The 18906-nt window shown below is 69.2% G+C and carries 13 protein-coding genes; 6 read left to right on the top strand and 7 right to left on the bottom strand.

The window, feature by feature from the left end; all coding sequences use genetic code 11:
* Positions 1-62: 62 nt before the first annotated feature.
* From KQ303_RS04795 to KQ303_RS04810, 4 genes are all read right to left on the bottom strand, one after another.
* Complete coding sequence (locus tag KQ303_RS04795; RefSeq protein ID WP_259729368.1) at positions 63-689, bottom strand: DUF4178 domain-containing protein; 627 nt, start codon at positions 687-689, stop codon at positions 63-65.
* A 93-nt stretch (positions 690-782) separates the two neighbouring features.
* Positions 783-2330 (bottom strand): polyamine aminopropyltransferase, encoded by a 1548-nt coding sequence (locus tag KQ303_RS04800; RefSeq protein ID WP_259729369.1) that lies wholly within the window; start codon positions 2328-2330, stop codon positions 783-785.
* Positions 2327-2560, bottom strand: coding sequence for a hypothetical protein (locus KQ303_RS04805; protein WP_094510625.1), 234 nt, complete (start codon positions 2558-2560; stop codon positions 2327-2329). The genes KQ303_RS04800 and KQ303_RS04805 overlap by 4 nt, the downstream gene beginning before the upstream one ends.
* Positions 2561-2590: 30 nt before the next feature.
* A complete protein-coding gene (locus KQ303_RS04810; protein ID WP_259729370.1) occupies positions 2591-3667 on the bottom strand; it encodes a hypothetical protein in 1077 nt (358 codons plus the stop codon).
* On the opposite strand from KQ303_RS04810, the gene KQ303_RS04815 reads away from it, so the two are divergent.
* The 4 genes from KQ303_RS04815 (at position 3666) to KQ303_RS04830 (ending at position 8206) form a co-directional block, all read left to right on the top strand.
* Entirely contained in the window at positions 3666-3875 is a 210-nt protein-coding gene (locus KQ303_RS04815) for a DUF350 domain-containing protein (RefSeq protein WP_094510627.1), read from the top strand. The two genes, KQ303_RS04810 and KQ303_RS04815, sit on opposite strands and share 2 nt — an antisense overlap.
* A gap of 82 nt (positions 3876-3957) precedes the next feature.
* A complete protein-coding gene (locus KQ303_RS04820; RefSeq protein ID WP_259729678.1) occupies positions 3958-6474 on the top strand; it encodes a DEAD/DEAH box helicase in 2517 nt (838 codons plus the stop codon).
* Between the two features lie 47 nt (positions 6475-6521).
* Positions 6522-7244 (top strand): PspA/IM30 family protein, encoded by a 723-nt coding sequence (locus KQ303_RS04825; protein ID WP_259729371.1) that lies wholly within the window; start codon positions 6522-6524, stop codon positions 7242-7244.
* Positions 7241-8206 (top strand): phosphate ABC transporter substrate-binding protein, encoded by a 966-nt coding sequence (locus KQ303_RS04830; RefSeq protein WP_259729372.1) that lies wholly within the window; start codon positions 7241-7243, stop codon positions 8204-8206. The genes KQ303_RS04825 and KQ303_RS04830 overlap by 4 nt, the downstream gene beginning before the upstream one ends.
* Before the next feature lie 30 nt (positions 8207-8236).
* Here the strand turns inward: KQ303_RS04830 and KQ303_RS04835 are convergent, their stop codons facing one another.
* Positions 8237-10216: an NAD-binding protein gene (locus KQ303_RS04835; protein ID WP_259729373.1), complete on the bottom strand. Its 1980-nt coding sequence runs from the start codon at positions 10214-10216 to the stop codon at positions 8237-8239.
* Between the two features lie 195 nt (positions 10217-10411).
* Between KQ303_RS04835 and KQ303_RS04840 the strand changes: the two genes are divergently transcribed.
* Together KQ303_RS04840 and KQ303_RS04845 are read left to right on the top strand one after the other, a co-directional pair.
* A complete protein-coding gene (locus KQ303_RS04840; RefSeq protein WP_259729374.1) occupies positions 10412-12943 on the top strand; it encodes a glycogen/starch/alpha-glucan phosphorylase in 2532 nt (843 codons plus the stop codon).
* Positions 12933-15149 (top strand): PhoX family phosphatase, encoded by a 2217-nt coding sequence (locus tag KQ303_RS04845; RefSeq protein WP_259729375.1) that lies wholly within the window; start codon positions 12933-12935, stop codon positions 15147-15149. The genes KQ303_RS04840 and KQ303_RS04845 overlap by 11 nt, the downstream gene beginning before the upstream one ends.
* 8 nt (positions 15150-15157) lie before the next feature.
* Here the strand turns inward: KQ303_RS04845 and KQ303_RS04850 are convergent, their stop codons facing one another.
* Both KQ303_RS04850 and KQ303_RS04855 read right to left on the bottom strand, forming a co-directional pair.
* Positions 15158-17305, bottom strand: a complete 2148-nt coding sequence (locus KQ303_RS04850; RefSeq protein WP_259729376.1) for a 4Fe-4S binding protein — start codon at positions 17303-17305, stop codon at positions 15158-15160.
* Positions 17306-17493: 188 nt separating this feature from the next.
* A complete protein-coding gene (locus KQ303_RS04855) occupies positions 17494-18102 on the bottom strand; it encodes a hypothetical protein (protein WP_144036890.1) in 609 nt (202 codons plus the stop codon).
* Positions 18103-18906: the final 804 nt, after the last annotated feature.

Here is an 18906-nt window from a genome sequence, read left to right on the forward strand (position 1 = left end):
GCAACCGTGGGATGGCACCCACCCCATGGCGGCAGGGTCACCGCCCCTAGCGGTAGACCAACTCAGCGGTACACCGAGCGCCCATCGCCGGGCAAGAGGCTGAGCTGGCCGGGATCGATCAGGCGGCCCACGCTGAGCTCGGGCGGGTCGGGGGTCTGACCGGCAGCGGCAGCAGCGGCCAGATCCCACTGCTCCAGCGACAGCACCAGGCCGCCGCTGGCGGTGTAATCGGCGTAGCGGCAGCCGCTCTGGCGCCGGTTCATCACCCGCGCGCTGGAGCTGATCGAAGCCCGGCCCTGCTCCTTGAGCGCGTAGGTGACGCCGTCCAGCTGCAGCCGCGCCGGGAAGCGGCCTGCGCCGCAACCAGCCAGCGACGCTGGATCCAATGCCGAAGCGCTGACGCTCTCCAGCCAACTCACCTCCAGCCAGTCGTCTTCACTGACGCTCAACCAGCGGGCGTCGTTGCCGTCACGCAGCAGATACTCCAGCCACTCGAAGCCTTCCTCGGCACACAGCAGCCTGTCCTCCACCACCCAGTCGCGCCCTTCGAACTGCACGATGTCGCCGTAGCGGAGGGTGAACAGGGTGCGGTCCTGGGGCAAGGCAGCCGGACGGCGGCACCAGCGCCGCAGCTGCATCACCACGACAGCTGCCACCAGCAGCCCCAGCAGCACGATCCAGACCGTCATCGGCTCGATTCCAAGGGCCGGCCACGGCCGCCGGTAGCGGCGAGCCTATCGACACCACCCTGGCGGCCAGGCACATCGCCACCATTGCTCAGCTCACGGCCCCGACCAGCGGCTCTGGCGCTGGTACTCGGACAGCACAGGACGCAGCAGGCGGTTCGGCCGCACCTGCTGGCCGGCCGGCAGGCGCAGGTCCCGCGGCAGCGGGAACAGGCGGGCGATCTGGTCGTCATCGGCCCAGCGGCCGCTGAACGGCAACGGGGCGGCCTGCAGGGTCTGGCCCGCGCGGTAGGCGATCACGAAGCCCCAGGGGCCGAAGCTGGGTACATCCACGCTGTAGGCGCGCGTGGTGAGCGGCAGTTGCTCGAAGGTGGCCTGGATCGAGGCCAGCACTTTGGGGGTGAAGAAGGGCGTGGAGGCCTGGGTCACCAGCCGCCCGTCCGGCGCCAGCAACTGCAGCAGCCGGCCGTAGAAGCTGACGCTGTAGAGACGCGCCAGCGGTGCGGTGGCGGGATCCGGAAAGTCGGCGATCACCACGTCGTAGGCGCCGGGCAGGTGCCGCACCCGCTCGAAGGCGTCGCCACTGTGGAGATGCACCCGCGGGTCGTCGAGGCTGCCCTGGTTGAGCCGCCGCAGAAAGGGGTGCCGGCGCGCCAGCTGGAGCATGGCGGGATCCAGCTCCACCAGATCCACTCGCTGCACACCCGGCCAGCGCAGCACCTCCCGCAGTGCCAGGCCATCACCGGCACCGAGCAGCAGCACGCGATGGGGCTGCTGGTGGAAGGCCATCACCGGATGCACCAGCGCCTCGTGGTAGCGGTATTCGTCGAGGCTCGAGAACTGCAGGTTGCCGTCGAGGAACAGGCGCAGGTCGTCGCGGCGGCGCGTCAGCACGATGCGCTGGTGACGGCTCTGCACCCGGCCCACCACCGGGTCGTCGTAGAGGCTGTCTTCGATCCTGTCGCCCAGGGGCAGCACAGCCCAGGCCACCAGAGCCACCAGCGGCAACGTGCCCCCCACCAACCAGCGCCAGCGGCGGCTCAGGGGGAACACCCGGCAGATCACCAGGCAACTGAGCAGCGGCACCAGCGCCAGCAGGCCGGCGGTGGGCAGCAGGCCCAGCCAGGGCAGCAGCACCAGCGGGAACAGCAGCGCCCCCACCAACGCGCCCAGGTAATCGAGCGCCAGCACCCGTGCCAGCGCCGTGCGCAGGTGCTGCTGGGTCTCCAGCAGGCGGGTGAGCAGCGGCACCTCCATGCCGCCCAGCACCCCCACCAGCAGGGTGAGCACCACCAGCCCCAGCCAGACCGGCCCGCCGGCACCGAACAGGGCGAACAGCCCGAGCGGCGCCAGCAGGCACAGCGGGCTGAGCAGCAGTTCCACCAGCAGGAACAGCCGCAGCAGCCGGGCGAACGGGTTGGGGCCACAGGCGAGGAACTGGCTCAGCCAGGCCCCCAGGCCCATCGCCGCCAGAAAGGTGCCCACCACGATGCCGGTGGCCAGGGTGTGGTCGCCCAGCAGGTAACTGGCCTGGGTGGCGAGCATCAGCTCCAGCACCAGGCTCACGGTGGAGGACACCGCTGCCGCCGCCAGCAGCACCCACACCTGCAGGGGGCGCAGCGGCGGGGCGGCAGCGGTGGTCACTTGGCGGAGCCCGGTCCTCGCCCCTGAAAGCCCGACCAGCTGCGCGAGCGGTCCGGCGCCGCTACCCAGCGGCCCGCCCGGTAGCTGCCGCCGTAGCGCACGCCGCTGAAGCTGGCCGGCGTGCCCTCCTGGCCAAGGCGGAACAGAGCCGGCTGCAGGATGGCCGTGCCGGTGCCCACGCCCACGGCGCCGACGGCCAGTAGCAGGATCACCGCTTGTTCGCGGGGCATGTCGAGCGGTCTCCCAACTCTCTGAGCATCTCAGGCGCGGGCGCCCGGTGGGCGGATCGGCAGCAACGGCACCTGGAAGGCCGTATTGATGCCATCCTCCACCCACAGCTCCAGCCATTCGATCTCCCAGGGGTCGTCCTGGGGAGTGAAGGCTTCCGGCACCGTCACCCGCACCCGGTAGCTGCCGGGTTCCGCCAGCCGCAGGTAGTACGCCTCAGAAAGCGTGAGCCAGTGATCGCCATCGCTCGCCTGCTTGACTAACTGCAGAGTGACCTGATGATCGAGGCGACGCTCGCCGGCCGCATCGTTGAGGCTTAAGCAGAGCAAGGCCGTGGTGGGCGGATACGTCTCAGGCTTGGCGCCATCGGGAAGCTCCCAGTGAGCGTTCACCACCAGCTTCACCAGCCCCGGCCCGCCTAGCGGCAGGCGTGCAGCCGCCACCCCGTGCTCCACCCGCAGCAGGCGCCGCGAGCGCGTCGCGCCGTACACCGCCCCCAGCAGGCAGAGCACGATCGCCTGGGTGACCACCGCCGTGAACACCAGCAGGCCGGCGGCAACGCTGTGGTTGCGCACTGTGCCGCGCAGTGTCACCGGTGCCTGGAGCGGTAAGCCGCTCGCGTCGAGCAGCTCTTCGGGCGTCACCTCGAGTTGGAAACGGCCGCTGCTCCGTGGGCGGAGCTGGAGCAGCAGGGCCGTGTCCTGCTCCTGCCAGCTGCCGCTGTTGCCGCCATCCGTCCAAAGTCCGCTCTCACGCCAGCCATCCTTGAACAGCTCCAACACCGTTCTGCCTGCCTTATCGAGCAGGCGCACTTCCAACACCACCGTGCTGTTGGATGGGATGTCCGCCTCCATGGCGATCCGCGGACTCCCCAGCCAGCCATCGCGAAGCTCGAAGGGCTCGCTGCGGCCCGGCTGCTCCTCCGTCGCCACCAATACCAGCCGTTGCGGTGGTTCGAGCGCGGAGAGCGCCAGCACCGCAAGGGGCAGCAGCGGTAGCAGCAGGGCCAGCAGCGGCCAGCGCACCGTCGTGGCCGCCGTCGCGCTGCCGCCAGGTCGGCCTGCTCCCGGGGAGTCCCTACCCTGACGGCGAAGGCGTGTCGTGGTCATGGTCAAACCGCTGCTCCAGTTGCTGCTGACGGTTGGCTGGACGTTCTTCGGCGTCATCCTCATCTACGGCGGCCTGCTGCTGTTCGATCGCCTCTCGCCGATCGACTACCGCAGCGAGATCCGTAAGGGCAACATCGCTGCCGGGGTGGTGCTCGGCGCCGTGATCCTGGCGATCGCCGCTGTGGTGGTGGCCGTGCTCTCCAGCTGACGGGCGGCGCGACTTGGCCAGCCGCAGGGGCGCGCCGCTCCGCCCGATCGAAGACTGGTTCCAGCTCCAGGGCTGGCGGCCGATGCCGTTTCAGCGCCAGTGCTGGAAGGCCTATCTGGAGGGCCGCGACGGGCTGATCCAGGTGCCCACCGGCGCCGGCAAGACCTACGCCGCCGTGATGGGTCCGATCGCCCGCATGCTGGCCAGCCCCGGGGCGGGTGTGCGGCTGCTCTATCTCACGCCGCTGCGGGCGCTCAGCCGCGATCTGGCCCTGGCGATCCGCGCGCCGATCGAGGCGATGGGCTGGCCGCTGCGCGTGGGCATCCGCAATGGCGACACCGCCAGCGCCGAACGCAGCCGCCAGCTGCGCCAGCCGCCCCAGATCCTGATCACCACGCCGGAATCGCTGTCGGTGCTGCTGGCGGGGGCCAAGGCCGACGAGCTGTTCGGCGGCCTCGAAACTGTGGTGCTGGACGAATGGCACGAGCTGATGGGCAGCAAGCGCGGCAGCCAGTGCGAGTTGTGCCTCAGCTGGTTGCGCCAGCGCCGGCCGGGCCTGCGCACCTGGGCAATCAGCGCCACGATCGGCAACCTGGAGGAGGCGGCGCGCGCGGCGGTGGGGGCAGCGGCTCCGCCGCCGTTGATCGTCACCGCCAAGCTGCGCCGCCACACCGAGATCCGCAGCCTGCTGCCCGACCAGATCGACGGCTTCCCCTGGGCGGGTCACCTGGGCCTACGCATGTATGAAGAGCTGGTGGCGGCACTCGATCCCGCCGTCTCCACGCTGCTGTTCACCAACACCCGCAACCAGTCGGAGCGGTGGCATCAATGCCTGCGGTATGCCTGCCCGGAAATGGAGGGGGCACTGGCGCTGCACCACGGCTCGATCGACCGGGCCGAACGGGAGGCGATCGAAGCGGGGGTGAAGACAGGCGGGATCCGCTGGGTGGTGTGCACCAGCTCGCTCGACCTGGGCGTTGACTTTCAGCCGGTGGAGCGGGTGGTGCAGATCGGCAGTGCCAAGAACCTGGCGCGGCTGCTGCAGCGGGCCGGCCGCTCCGCCCATTGCCCCGGCGGCACCTCCCAGGTGCTGTTCATGCCCACCAACGCCCTGGAGCTGCTGGAGGTGAGCGCGATGCGGCGCGGGCTGGCGGCGGGGCTGGTGGAACGGCGCCGGCCGCCGCAGGCGCCCCTCGATGTGCTGCTGCAGCACCTCACCACCCTGGCCTGTGGCCCCGGCTTCAACCCCGAGCACGAGCTCGCGACTGTGCGCACGGCCTGGAGCTATCGCCACCTCGACGAGGCCACCTGGCAGTGGTGTCTGCGTTTTCTGGAGGACGGGGGGGACTGCCTGGGTGCCTACCCCCGCTACCGCAAGCTCGAACGCGAGCCGTTGGCGTCGCCAGCAGAACCCACGGCACTGGAAGGCACCCTGCTGGCGGGTGCGGTGCCTGAACGCACGCGTGAAGCGCAAGACCATGCAGAAGCTCCCTTCCGTTACCGGGTGCGCGAGACCGCCATCGCCCGCCTGCACCGCCTCAACATCGGCACGATCACTGCCAGCCGTTCGATCACGGTGAAGGTGGTGCGGGGCGCCACGCTCGGCCATGTGGAGGAGGGGTTCGTCAGCCGGCTCAAGCCCGGTGATGTGTTCTTCTTCGCCGGCCGCCAGCTGGAGTTCGTGCGCCTGCGCGACATGACCGCCCTGGTCAAGGCCAGCACCCGCAAGAGCACCCTGGTGCCGGCCTGGGGCGGTGGGCAGATGGCCCTCTCCGACCTGCTCAGCGAACACCTGCGCCAGGAGGTCGACCGCTGCGCCCGGGCCCTGGCGGCCAGCCGCGACCCCGAGGATGCCGCCACGCTCGACACCCCCGAGCTGCGCGCCCTGGAGCCTCTGCTGCGCCGCCAGCACGAGGTGTCGGCGTTGCCACGCGCGCATGAGTTCCTGGTGGAGATCACCCGCAGCCGCGAAGGCAGCCACCTCTACGCCTATCCGTTTGAAGGGCGCTTCGTGCATGAGGGCCTCGGCTTCCTCTGGGCCGGCCGCCTGGCGCGGCTTCAGGCCGGCACGATCACGGTGTCAGTGAACGACTATGGCTTCGAGCTGCTGGCGCCGCGCGGCTATCCCTTCGCCGAGCTGTTCGAGCAGGCCGGCGACGCGCTGCTGGAAGCGGCGGGGCTGCAGCACGACCTGGAACGCACGATCAACCTGTCGGAGTTGTGCCGCCGCCGCTTCCGCGCGATCGCCCAGGTGAGCGGCCTGGTGCTGAACGGCTTTCCTGGCCAGAACAAAACCGGCGGCCAACTGCAGATCAGTGCCAGCCTGCTGTTCGATGTGTTCCAGCAGCACGAGCCGGCCAACCGCCTGCTGGCCCAGGCACGCCGTGAGGTGCTCGACGAGCAGCTGGAGCTGGGCCGCCTGCAGGCCGCCCTCACGCGTCTGCGGGCCAGCGAGCTGCGCCTGGAGCTCACGCCGCGTCCGGGGCCGTTCGCCTTTCCGCTGCTGGCCGAGCGGCTCAACAACCGCATGAGCAATGAATCGGTGCTGACCCGGCTGGAGCGGCTGATGGCGGAGGCGAGGCGGGCCGAGGGGATCTGAGCCGCACTGGACGGGCTACGTACGCTGGGGCGACGGCGCACCTTCCCGTGAAGCGACTGATCTACTGGCTGATGGGCGATCGAGCCGGCCGTGTGGTGGTGGGCAGCTGGCGCTGGCTGTGGGGGCGGCCGGTGGAATCCGGCGGCCAGGTGGCGGTGGCGGTGGCGGAGGAATCCCTGCAGTCGATGCAGCTTTCCGTGCAGAAACTCGCTCAGGCGGTGGCCATGCAGGTGGGCGCCTATGAGCGGGCCAAAAAGAAGTACCAGACGAAAACGATCGAGCTCAGCACCTACGAGCAGCAAGCCCAGCTGGCCCAGCGGGCCGGCCAGATCGACGGCGCCAAGCTGGCGATGGGCCGTGCCATCCAGATCGAGAAGCTGTTGCCCGCCCTGGAGCAGCAGGTGCAGCAGGCTGAGGCCTATGTCACCGCCTCCAAGGACAAGCTCAACCGGGAGCGCCTCAAGCTCGAGCACTACAAGAGCGACATGCAGAACATGAAGGATCTGGCGGAAGTCAACGCCGCGCTGGAATCGATCGCCAAGGTCAACAACGACTTCGACATCGGCTCCGCCCGCTCCTCCTTCGAGCAGGCAAGGAACGCGGTGGAGAGTCGAAATCTGCGCAACGCCGCCCTCGCCGAACTCAGCGAAAATCCGCAGGAAAAGCTCACGGCCGATCTGGAACAGCTTTCGATCGATGCGGAGGTCACCCAGCGGCTTCAGGCCCTTGAAGCTGCCCCCCTGCCCCAGTTCGAAGACAGGCAACCATGAACGGTGAGACCCCGAGCGGCAAACGCAGCGGACCGCCGCCGATCGTTTACATCCTGCTGCTGGTGATCGCAGCCGGAGCTCTCTGGGGTAGCCGCAACCAACTGCTGGGCCTGCTGGGTGCCCGTCCTTCCCTGCCCGGCCTGCCGCAAGGGGTGCCCAGCCTGCCGCAGGGGCTGCCCGGTCTGCCGGGCCAGGAGCCTGCGGCGGCTGCCTTCCCGCCGCCCAGCGCCGTGCCGGCCGGCACGGCCGTCAGCATCGATGGCTCCACCAGCATGGTCCTGATCAACGAAGCCCTCAAGGCCGGCTTCATGGCGGCGTTTCCGGGCACGGAAGTCACCACCGCCGCAGTGGGCACCGACAACGGCATCCAGGCGCTGCTGGGCGGCTCCGTGACCCTGGCGGCGATCTCGCGGCCGCTGACCTCTGAGGAGCAGGGGCGGGGCCTGAGAGCCGTGCCAGTGGCCGACGACCGGATCGCCCTGGTGGTGGGCATCGACAACCCCTTTCGGCGTGGCCTCTCCCGCAGCCAGGCGGTGCAGATCTTCCGCGGCGAGATCATCAACTGGGCCACGCTCGGCGGCGCCAATCGGGCCATCCGGGTGTTGAACCGCCCCAGCGTCAGCGGCACCCATTCGGCCTTCCGCGCCCTGGTGCTGGAGGGGCAGCCCTTCGGCAGTGGCCCCACCATCACCACCATGGAGCGCGACGCCACCACGCCGATGCTGCGCCTGCTCGGCACGGACGGCATCGGCTACGCCACTTACGCCCAGGTGGCTGATCAACAGACAGTGCGCGTGGTGCCGATCGACGGCATCACCCCGGAAGCGCAGGACTATCCCTTAAAGCGTCCCCTCTTCTATGCCTACCGGGAGCCGGCCAGCCCCGCCGTCCAGGCCTTCCTCGGCTACGCCCTCTCACCCCAGGGCAGCGCGGCGGTCGCCGCAGGCGTGAAGGGGCCCTGATCTAGCGCTGCTCGGTTCACCAACTGGATCTTACGGCTGGCGTTCCAGCTGACCTGGCAGCTGCCCTTCCAGCTGGCTGAAGATTCCCAACCGACGGAGCTCAGCGTGCAGCCGTTCGGCGGGCTCACGGTCGAGCAGCGGGGTGAGAACCTCGCTTCGGGCGAGCAACCCAGTGGTCTCTCCCAGCGCGCAGCCCAACCAGCGGGCCAGACACTGCTGACATTCAAAACGCGCCTCCCCCTCTATTCCATCAGGCACGCGCAGCCGCAACCGCCAGGCCGGCGGCACGGCCTCCCCGCGCTCGATCCTGCGCAACCCTTTCAGCGTGGCCAATACCAACACCGCATCGCCCGTAGCCACCACCAGATCACAGGCCGGCAGCTCGATCACCGTGGCGCTGCCGCGGCGCCTCAGAGACACGGCAGTGACGCCATATCCGTGCTCCAAGCGGGCGATGGTGCGGCCGAGCAGGGTGTCGCCGGGCGCGATGCGGTAGCGCACCAGCAGCAGGTGGTGGCCGCCGATGCCCACCACCCCCTCCACCCGTTCCCCAAAGGCGGTAGCCACCAGGGCGTCAGCGGCCAGGTCGACCGCCGAGATCACCGTGACTCCGCCTAGCAACTCTCCTAGCCTGGGCGCCGCTGCCAAGGCGTGGGCAAGCACAGCCAGGCGTGCCTCGGGCCAGCGCCGCTGCAGCGCCAGCGCCGCTTCCAGATTAGCCAGCAGATCGGGAGAGAGCAGCCCCACGGCCGACACCCTGCTTCCCCTGAGGGCGGTCAGGGCCGCATCAACGCTCTCGTAGATGGGGGTGCCAGCCTCCTGGTCCTCCCAGTCCTCCCCCCGCTGCACCCGCACGACCGGCAACTTCTGGCGCTGGAGGGCGTGCGCCACGCCACGCGCCAGGTCGCTGCCTTCCACCAGCAACACCGGCCGCAGCCCCCGCCGCAGCCGGGCAGGACGTCGGCGCACGAGCCGATCACGCAGCAGCCGTTCCAGCAGCACAGCCACCAGCGCTGACGTGAGCAGGGTGCCCACCAACGAATAGAGCAGCGTGCCGGTGATCAGCCAGCCGCTGGCCTCCGCCAGGCCTGCGCCGCCATCGAGCAGCACGTTGACCGGATCCACGTATTCCCCCTTGAGCAGCGCAAGGGTGACGAACATCCCCTGCCGCCAGCTGCCCGGGTGGGAAAACAGCTGTGGGCCGATCACCAGCAGCAGGGCCAGAGCACCCACGGCCAGCCACTGCGCCCGTGACCGGCGGGCGAGGGGCGCCAGCAGCCGCCGTGGCAAGGCGGTGACTCCCGCCACCGCTTCGGCGCGTTGGCCGGCGGCAGTGGGCGCCACCCCGAGCGGGTGGAATGATCCCGGCGTGAGCAGCAGATCGCTCCCACCGCCCCCGGCCTGGTCGGGGTGCTGCACCGGTCGCTGCCAGCGAGGGTCCTGGCGGGGCCCTTCCACCAAGTGATACAGCTGGCCATCGGCTTCGAAGCTGGCGGCGGCTTCGCCCGGGCGCAGCGCGCCGCTGATCGCGCCGGTGGCCAGCAAGGCCGGGTCCACCACCGCCAGTCCGGGCAGGCGGGCTTCCAGCAGCGCACCCAGGCTGGCCTGCCGGCTGGAGGATCGCAGCACAATCGTGGCGCCAGGGTTGAGCAGGCGGCACTGCAGCGCCGCTTCCACATTCACCGAGCCATCGGAGCTGAGCAGCAGCACGGCGCGCGCCTGGTGCAGACCGGCCCGCTGCAGGTCGCCGGGCTGGCGCATGTCACCTTGCAGCAGCCCGGCGCCGAGCCGCTTCCGCAGAGTGGGATCGAGCCAGCTGGGCGGTTGCAGATCGAGCCCCGCCAGGGGCACATCAAAGCTGAGCAGGCGGCTCAGGCAGGCCTGGCCCAGCGAGCCGAGGCCACACACCAGCACCAGTTCAGCCCGGCAGTCCACCGCCGTCGCCTCGCCAGGGAAGCCGGCGTCATCGTCCTCGGATGGGCGTGGCACGCTCGCCGCCAGGGAGGACACCCATCATCAGCAGCGGGGCGATCATCAGCCGAGCCGGCGTGATCCAGGCGACAGCGCAGCAGCAGTGCTGGCCGCGCATCTGCAGGGCAACAGCGGGGCTGGCCGCGAAATGTGACGGCTTCCGAAGCTCAACCGTGTGTTGAACAGCCCTTAACCAGCCACCGACAGCTTGAAAGGGTTCCACGCCCGTCAGCCATGTCCGGATTGCAGACGACGGGTCCTACGCCCTCCAGCGCCGACCTGGCCCTGCCGGCCAGCTACGGCGACCCGCAACGCAATGGGCTGAGCGCCGCCGATCTGGTCGACGGCATGACCGAGCACCTCTTCTACACGCTCGGCCGTCAGGCCAGGGGGGCCAGCCACCATGACCTCTACATGGCGCTCAGCTATGCCGTGCGTGACCGGCTGATGACCCGCCACCTCGCTTACAAGGACGAGCTGCGGCGGTTGCGTCCCAAGGCGGTGGCCTACCTCTCGGCCGAGTTCCTGATCGGGCCGCAACTGGGCAACAACCTGCTGATGCTGGGCATCGTCGAACAGGCCAGGGAAGCCCTGCGTCGTTTCGGGATCAACAACCTGGACACGGTGCTCGATGAGGAGGAGGAGCCTGGACTGGGCAATGGCGGGCTGGGACGCCTGGCGGCCTGTTACATGGAGTCGCTGGCCAGCCTCGAAATCCCCGCCACCGGCTACGGCATTCGCTACGAGTTCGGCATTTTCGATCAGCTGATCGAGCACGGCTGGCAGGTAGAGATCACCGACGGATGGCTGAAGGGAGGCTGGCCCTGGGAATTGATTCAACCCGAGCGCAGCTGCAGGGTGGGTTTTGGCGGCCACACCGAACAAGTCCGCGACGAACGGGGTGAACTGCGGCATCGCTGGGTGCCTGCTGAAGCGGTCATCGGCATCCCCCACGACGTGCCGGTGCTGGGCTTTCGCGTCAACAGCTGCAACCGGCTGCGGCTCTGGCGCGCCGGCGCCGCCGAAGACTTCGACTTCCATGCCTTCAATCGCGGCGATTACTACGGCGCGGTGGAGCAGAAGGTGGGATCGGAAACCATCTCCAAGGTGCTCTATCCAAATGACGGCAGTGATGCCGGACGGCGGTTGCGGCTGCGGCAGCAGGCCTTCTTCGTGAGCTGCTCCCTGCAGGACATGCTGCGCAGCCTCGTGCTGCGGGGTATCCCGATCGAGGCGTTCGCTGATCACTGGGCCGTTCAGCTCAACGACACCCATCCCGCGATCGCCGTGGCCGAGCTGATGCGGTTGCTGGTGGATGAGCATGGGCTGGGCTGGGAAGCCGCCTGGGAGATCACCAGCCGATCGATCGCCTTCACCAATCACACCCTGCTGCCGGAGGCACTGGAGTGCTGGGATCTGGGCCTGTTTGCCTCGCTGCTGCCACGGCATCTGGAGGTGATTCTGGAAATCAACCACCGCTATCTGCAGGAGGTGCGGCTGCGCCAACCGGGCGATAACGACCTGCTGCGGCGGCTGTCGATCATCGATGAGACGGACGGCAAGCGGGTGCGAATGGCCCACCTGGCCGTGGCGGCGGCCCACAGAATCAACGGCGTGGCCAGCCTGCACAGCGAGTTGGTGCGCACCAGCCTCTTCCCCGACGCTGCCCGCCTCTGGCCGGAGCGGTTCACCAACGTCACCAACGGTGTGACACCGCGTCGCTGGCTGGCCCTCGCCCATCCCGACCTGGGGACCCTGCTGGACGAAGCGCTCGGAACCGCCTGGCCTGCCGCTCCGGAGCTCTGGCAGCGGCTGGAAACCTGGCAGAACGATGCAGCCTTTCTGGAGCGCTGGGCCGGGGCGAAGCGCGTCGCCAAAGAGCGCCTGGCGGCTCTGATCGAGGCCCGAACCGGGCAGGTGATCAATCCGACCAGCCTGTTCGACGTCCAGGTGAAGCGGATCCACGAATACAAGCGGCAGCACCTCAATGCCCTGCAACTCGTGGCTCAATATCTCCGGCTCAAACGCGGCGACAGCGATGGCATGGTGCCGCGCACGGTGATCTTCGGTGGCAAGGCAGCGCCGGGGTATGCGATGGCAAAATTGATCATCCGCTTCATTCACGGCGTGGCTGGTGTCATCAACGCCGACCCCGATGTTCACGAGATGCTGAAGGTGGTGTTCCTGGCCGATTACAACGTGAAGCTGGGGGAGAAGGTGTATCCAGCGGCCGATCTCTCCGAGCAGATCTCCACCGCCGGCCTGGAGGCTTCCGGCACGGGCAACATGAAGTTCACCCTCAACGGTGCGCTCACGATCGGCACCCTTGACGGGGCCAACATCGAAATCCGCGATCAGGTGGGTGCCGAGAACTTCTTCCTGTTCGGTCGCACCAGCGAGCAGATCAGGGAACTGCGTGCCAAGGGCCAATCCCACGACCGATTGGAGGCGATACCGCTGGCACGCGAAGCGTTGGATCTGATCAGCGCGGGCCACTTCAGCGAAGGGGATGGCAACCTGTTCCGCCCCCTGGTCGACTCCATCCGGGGGGCCGATCCCTATTTTCTGCTGGCGGATTTCAACGACTATCTCGCCTGCCAGGACCAGGTGAGCCGCACCTGGAGCCAGCCGGCCCTGTGGACACGCAGGTCGCTGCTGAACACCGCCCGCAGTGGCTTCTTCTCCTCCGACCGCGCCATCCGCCAGTATTGCGATGGCATCTGGGGCGTGCGCCCGCTGCGCATCGCCATGACCCATGGCTGCTGATCCGACCCTGCGCCGCCGCGAGCTGCTCGCCCTGCTGGGGGTATCGGCTGCCGCTGCCGCCGCTTCTGGCGGGGCCAACCCGCCGGCCGCCCAGGCCCTTTCCCGCACGGCCGCGCGGCGGCCTCCCTCCCTGAACGCACTGCCCTTCAAGCCCCTGCCCGGCCCCCTGCCGTTGCCGGTGGCCGGGCTCAGTGGCACCGAGCAGGAGCGGCTGTTCAGCACGATCACGCTCGACGACCGGCTGGTGGTGCCGGACGGCTACCGCGCCGAGCTGGTGGCGGTGTGGGGGGAGCCAGTGGCCGCAGGCCGCTTTGGCTACAACAACGATTACCTGGCCCTGCGGGAGCTGGGCGATGGCCTGGCCCTGCTGACGGTCAACTTCGAGTACATCAGCCCCCGGCCCTGGCTGGAAGGCTTCAAGGAAGCCACCGGTGCGGAGCTGCCCGGCCGCGCCATGATCCAGGCGCTGGTGAAACGGGGCGGGGCTCTGGACGTGCCGTCGCTCGATCCCAGCGACCCCCTGGCGCGGCAGTGCCGCCAGCTGGCGGCGGAAGCCCTGCGCGATCTGGGCGTCGGCGTGATCGCCCTGCGCCGCGATGGTGAGGGCAGCTGGCGGCGCGAACCGGGCCGCTACGACCGGCGCATCGATGGGCTCAGCGGTCTGGAGGATCCAGCCGCCCTGCTGCGCGTGAGCGGGCCGGCGGCGACGGTGTTCCGCGCCCGCGAGCGCCTCGGCTACGACGACGGGCTCGGCGATCGGGTGATCGGCACCTTCGCCAACTGCGCCGGTGGCGTCACCCCCTGGGGAACCGTGCTCAGCGCTGAGGAGAACATCCAGGATCAGGTGGTGGAGGCGGTGTATGCCGATGGGAGCGCCTCGTCGCCGGCCCAGCTGCCATTCCAGTTCGGCGAACAGCGGGTGAAAGGCCTCGGCAATCCCTTCGCCCTGGCCGGCAACAAGTACGGCTGGATGGTGGAGCTGGATCCGCAGCGGCCCGAGCAGCCCGCTGTGAAGCACAGCTGGCTGGGGCGCTTCCGCCATGAGGCGGTGGCGGTGCGCGCGCAGGCGGGTGAACCGCTGGTGGTGTATTCCGGCTGCGACCGCATGGGCGGCCATCTCTATCGCTTCGTGAGTGCGGGGCGGATCCGCGATCCCGCCGACCCTGCCAACTCTCGCCTGCTGGAGGACGGCCGCCTGGAGGCGGCCCGTTTCGACGCTGACGGCAGCGGCCAGTGGATTCCGCTGGCGCCGGCCACCGCCGTCGATCCGCTGCTGCCCAGCCACTTCGAACGCCACGGTGTGTCGCAGGCCTGCCGGCTGCCTCACAGCGACCGGCGCCAGGCCGGCGCCGAAAGCTTCAGCAGCGATGCCCAGGTGGCCGACTACCGCCGCCGCTTCCCCACCCTCGGCGACCTCTACCCGGGCAAGGGGGAGCAACGGATGGGGGCGATCCTGATCGATGCCCATCTGGCCGCCAGCGCCGCCGGCGCCACGCCCTCCGCACGGCCGGAGGACACCGATCTCGATCCGCTCAACGGCGACCTGTTGGTCGCCTTCACTGCCGGCGGCGCCAATGACGACGGCCGCGCCGATCCCGCCATCTTCCGTGGCCCGGCCGGTGAAGCCAGCTGGCCGCACGGCTGGATCCTGCGCCTCAGCGATGGCGGCCCCGAAGCGGGCAGCCGTTTCCGCTGGAGCATGGCGGCCACCGGTGGCACGCCATGGCAGGGCGGCGCCGGCTTCTCCAACCCCGACAACCTCGCCTTCGATCGGGCCGGCAACCTCTGGATGGTCACCGACCATTCCGGCCGCGGCAGTGAGATCCAGCAATTCGGCAACAACGGCTGCTGGCTGCTGCCCCGCAGTGGCCCGGCGGCGGGGGAGGCGCTGCTGTTCGCCACAGGACCGATGGAATGCGAGCTGTGCGGTCCCTGTTTCGATGCCGCCGAAACCAGCCTGTTTCTGGCCGTGCAGCACCCTGGCGAAGTGAACGGCACCAGGGCCGGTGAGGCCCGCGAAGGCCAGGGCTATCCGCTCGTGAACCGCGATGGCCGCACCTTCGAGCAGTTGCGGTGGGTGCCGCTGGGCTCGAATTGGCCGTCAGGGGTGCCGGGGCGGCCACCAAGGCCAGGGGTGGTGGCGATCCGGCGCCTGGATAGCGCTCCGCTGCTGGCGCCCACCAGCCCGCGCCCCAGTGATCCGTGATCAGTGCATCAGCCCACCGCCACCAGCCAGCGGCCCGCCGCCGCCAGCAGCAGCGCCGCCAGCGAGCCGCCCCACAACGACAACCGACCCGGCGTCAGCAAGCGGCGCAGCAGCAGCAGTGAGCCTGCGGTGCCCACCAGCACCACCACGCTCTGACAGAAGGCGATCACGTGGGGGTCAGCGTTCCAGGCCGGCAACGGCGCCTGGAAGCTGACCGGCAGCACCAGCCCCGCCTCCGCCATGCCGAGCGGCAGATGGCGCGCCAGCAGGAGCGCCCACAGCAGCGGCAGCAGGCCGTAGAGCGACAGGCGGAGACCGGGAGTTGTCACGGAGGCCCGCAGCGTCGCCACCAGCCGGACCAGCAGGAAAAGCGCGGCCGGCAGCGCCAGAGACAGAGCCGCAAAAGCGAGCCGGGGCAGCAGCGGACCCTCCTGCAGGCTGGCGGGCGCCAGCGGCAGGCCGCCCAGCAGGCGTTGCCACACGTGCAGGCACACGCCACCGGCCAGCACCAGGATCAGGCCGGCTTCCCCCGCCGGCGGCCGCATGTCGCGCTGCAGATCGGCGGCGGGGGGCCGCACACTGAGCTGTACCGAGCGGTGCGGACAGGCCTGGACGCAGGTGAGGCAGAGCACGCAGTTGCGGTTGTCGGCCAGGTGGGCGGGATGGGTGCCGAGCGGGCAGCCGGCCGTGGCCAGCCCCTCGCCTTCCGCCGGCCCCCCTTTGAAGCAGGCGTAGCTGGTGCAGCTGCCCCCGCAGACGCCGGCCTGGGCACGCAGCTCCAGCACGGAGAGCTTGGCGAACAGGCCGTTCATGCCCCCCACCGGGCACAGATAGCGGCACCAGAAGCGCTTCTCGAACAGCACCGAGCAGATCACGGCGCCGGCGGTGATCACCAGCAACAGGCTGCTGCTCAGCCGGGCCTGGTTTTCCATGCCGCTGAGCTCTTCCCACAGCAGGATCGCCGCGAAGCCGGCCGCCAGGCAGGGCGCTGCCCAGGCGTCGGTGTCGCCGTGGGGCCAGGCGGCGGGACGCCAGCCCAGGGCGCGGGCCAGCCGCTGGGCGATCTCCCCCCACACCATGAACGGACAGAACGAGCACCACAGGCGCCCCACCAGCGGGTAGCCGAGCAGGATCAACGGCCACCACCAGGCCCAGAACAGCACCAGTCCGCCGTTGTGGGCGCGGTCCTGAGGGCCGGCCCACAGCCAGATGTTCACCAGCACGAACACCCAGCTCACCAGGCCGAACAGCAGGGCATTCCAGAGGCGCGGTGCGCGCATGGCGCCGCGCAGGGAGGGCTTCCAGCGCCAGAGATCGAAGCGAAAACGCGGCTGCCGCGGCGCCAGCCAGAACACCTCCTCAGGCAGTTGCGGTGGTGGGCGTTGGCTGACGGCAGCGGCGGACGGCACCGGGAGCTGGCGCAGGGCCCGCTCCACCAGCTGCTTGAGCTCGGTGATGTTGCCCGGGAAGTCGTGGGTCTGCAGCCGCCGGATCACCTCCGCCCCCACCGCCGGCGCCACCGGCCAGCCCAGGTGGCGGCTCTGCTGGCGCAGCAGGTAGCGCAACCACTCGCCCAGGTCCTGACGCCGCACCCGCAACGCCGGCACCCGGATGCGGCTGCAGACCCGATCGAAGGCCGGCAGGGCCGATTCAGCGGTGAAGAACACCCGCCCAGCGAAGTGACGCTGCCCATCTGAAGGGTCCTGGGCTGGCGGCTCCCCCGGCGCCCGCCAGCTGCCGTCGCGGGCCAGTTGCAACAGCGCGGGCTGAAGGGCGGGATCCACCCGATCGAGCTGGCAGATCAGCAGGGCGCCATCGCCGAGGGCCTCCAGCAGCGAGCCGCGCCCGCCACTGCCGGCGGCACCGAACAGGTCACTGCCATCGGCGCGCAGCAGCGCCCCATCCAGCCGAACCATCAGGCGGCGGCGGTGGCTGGAGCCACGGTGAATCAGGGCCGCCAGGTTGTCCTTCTCCAGCCCCGGCTCCCCCGAGAGCAGCACCGGCCCGTGCGCGGGGTCGGCGGAAGCGCGGTGCACCGCCTCACGCAAGGTGCCGGCGTAGCGGCTGGAGCCCACCACGCCCCGCCGCGCCGGTCCCACCAGAAACGGAGCCAGCCGCAGGAAGGCCTCGGGCACGTTGGACGACTCTTGCGTCACTGATGGTGGAGCCGGTTCCCTTTCGCGAGGCGAGGCGGGAGAGCCTTCGGAGTCCGGGGGCAGGGGCACGTTCAAGGCCAGTGCCTGCGTATAGCTCCACTCTGATGCGCTTTTGTGCGGTGCAACCGCGCTGCTGTGCGATGCAACCAAGCCAGGACGGCTGAGCCGCAACCAACCGGGCCTGCGCCTCAACGCTGCGGGCCGTAGGGCTGGGAGGGAATCGCCAGGGAGGGAGGCAGATCCGACAGACGCTCCGGCAGAGGGGAGCCGGTGCGCTGCAGCTCGGCGATCGGACGAACCTGGCCCATCGCCAGACCGGTGAGCATCGGCAGTTCTGTCTTCAGCTGATTGGCCGGTTTCGGATTCACAAAGCGAAAACTCAGCGTGGTTTTCTGGCCGGCGGTGTCATAGCCCACCACCGTGAAATACAGGTCGGCCGACTTGCCGGCCCTGGAGCCCGCGAAGGCTCCGCCCACCATGCCCCCCACCAGACCGATCGGGCCCAGCAGCACGCCACCGGCAATCGCCCCGGCGGTGCCGCCGCCGATCGCGCCCACCGTGCCGTTGGTGGTGTCGAAGGTTTCCTGGCCGCCCGTGAACCACTGGGCCACCCGACCGATCGGGATGAAACGCCCCTGAGCAGCGATACCGGTGGCGTCGAGGTTCACGGTGCAGGCACTGGTTCCGCAGAGCGCCTGGTAGGTGGAGGCCCGCGCCGGCAGATGCAGAAGCAGCCCCAGGACCAGGGAATAGGGAAGCAGCGAGGTGAACAACAGGCGTTGCAAGCGTCCGTCCATCGTTTCGGCACTCAGAGCCCTGTCAGTCAATCGAACTGCACGCCAGGAGCAAGCATTGCCACAGAGCCAGCGGTGACCGAATGTGACCCAGGCCGCCTAATCGAGGCGCGTCATTACACCATGGTCTGAACAGACCAGTGGCCGTTGTGGCACAGGTGTGAGTGTCTGCTTCAGGCGATGCCTGCATCCCTCCACTCTTTTGCAGCGGTTGCAATCCAAGTCCATCAGCCGCTCATCAAGACTCCCAAGGGCGCCATCCGATCGAAGAACTGTCGATCCGAATCCATTTGCGGCCTCTACCAGCAGAACCACTCAGGGCAACGGAAAACGTACAGAGTCAGATGTCACTTGCAAGCCGGCAACGTTCTTACCCTCTGCACGGAAAGCCTCACCAACGCTACGGCCGCGGAGGCCAGCACGGCTTTATTGAGGCCATCATTGAGCCCAGCGTCAGTTCGTTTCCGGTTCCATTCACAGCCAAGGGCCCAAGGGAGTAGGCGCGCGTCTCTCATGGGATGCCGACCATTGATTCCGTCATGCGTGAAACAGCCCCTTCGGTGCTGTCTTGACTCCGGCAATCAGTCATTGGCTTGCCGGCCAAGCTGATCGGCAACCCCAGGCCTTCCTGCCGAAAGCGGTGATGGGTTGATCGGGCAGCACAACCTGACCCATGGCGGCTGGGCACGAACCCTCATGGACACAACGTGCATGAGCATGGTGATTCATGCATCAGCAGAACGTGCCCTTGGTGATGACGATGCAACGAGAGTCAGTGGAAAGAACCCCATGCCGACTGGATCGTCT

Origin of the sequence: Synechococcus sp. CS-1333, from assembly GCF_025128015.1 — a bacterium.
Lineage (GTDB): Bacteria > Cyanobacteriota > Cyanobacteriia > PCC-6307 > Cyanobiaceae > MW101C3.

Excerpts from the sequence above, each read along its gene's own strand:
- KQ303_RS04795 (WP_259729368.1), bottom strand. The coding sequence starts at position 689 with ATGACGGTCTGGATCGTGCTGCTGGGGCTGCTGGTGGCAGCTGTCGTG.
- KQ303_RS04805 (WP_094510625.1), bottom strand. The coding sequence starts at position 2,560 with ATGCCCCGCGAACAAGCGGTGATCCTGCTACTGGCCGTCGGCGCCGTG.
- KQ303_RS04815 (WP_094510627.1), top strand. The coding sequence starts at position 3,666 with ATGGTCAAACCGCTGCTCCAGTTGCTGCTGACGGTTGGCTGGACGTTC.
- KQ303_RS04810 (WP_259729370.1), bottom strand. The coding sequence starts at position 3,667 with ATGACCACGACACGCCTTCGCCGTCAGGGTAGGGACTCCCCGGGAGCA.
- KQ303_RS04820 (WP_259729678.1), top strand. The coding sequence starts at position 3,958 with ATGCCGTTTCAGCGCCAGTGCTGGAAGGCCTATCTGGAGGGCCGCGAC.
- KQ303_RS04830 (WP_259729372.1), top strand. The coding sequence starts at position 7,241 with ATGAACGGTGAGACCCCGAGCGGCAAACGCAGCGGACCGCCGCCGATC.
- KQ303_RS04840 (WP_259729374.1), top strand. The coding sequence starts at position 10,412 with ATGTCCGGATTGCAGACGACGGGTCCTACGCCCTCCAGCGCCGACCTG.
- KQ303_RS04845 (WP_259729375.1), top strand. The coding sequence starts at position 12,933 with ATGGCTGCTGATCCGACCCTGCGCCGCCGCGAGCTGCTCGCCCTGCTG.
- KQ303_RS04855 (WP_144036890.1), bottom strand. The coding sequence starts at position 18,102 with ATGGACGGACGCTTGCAACGCCTGTTGTTCACCTCGCTGCTTCCCTAT.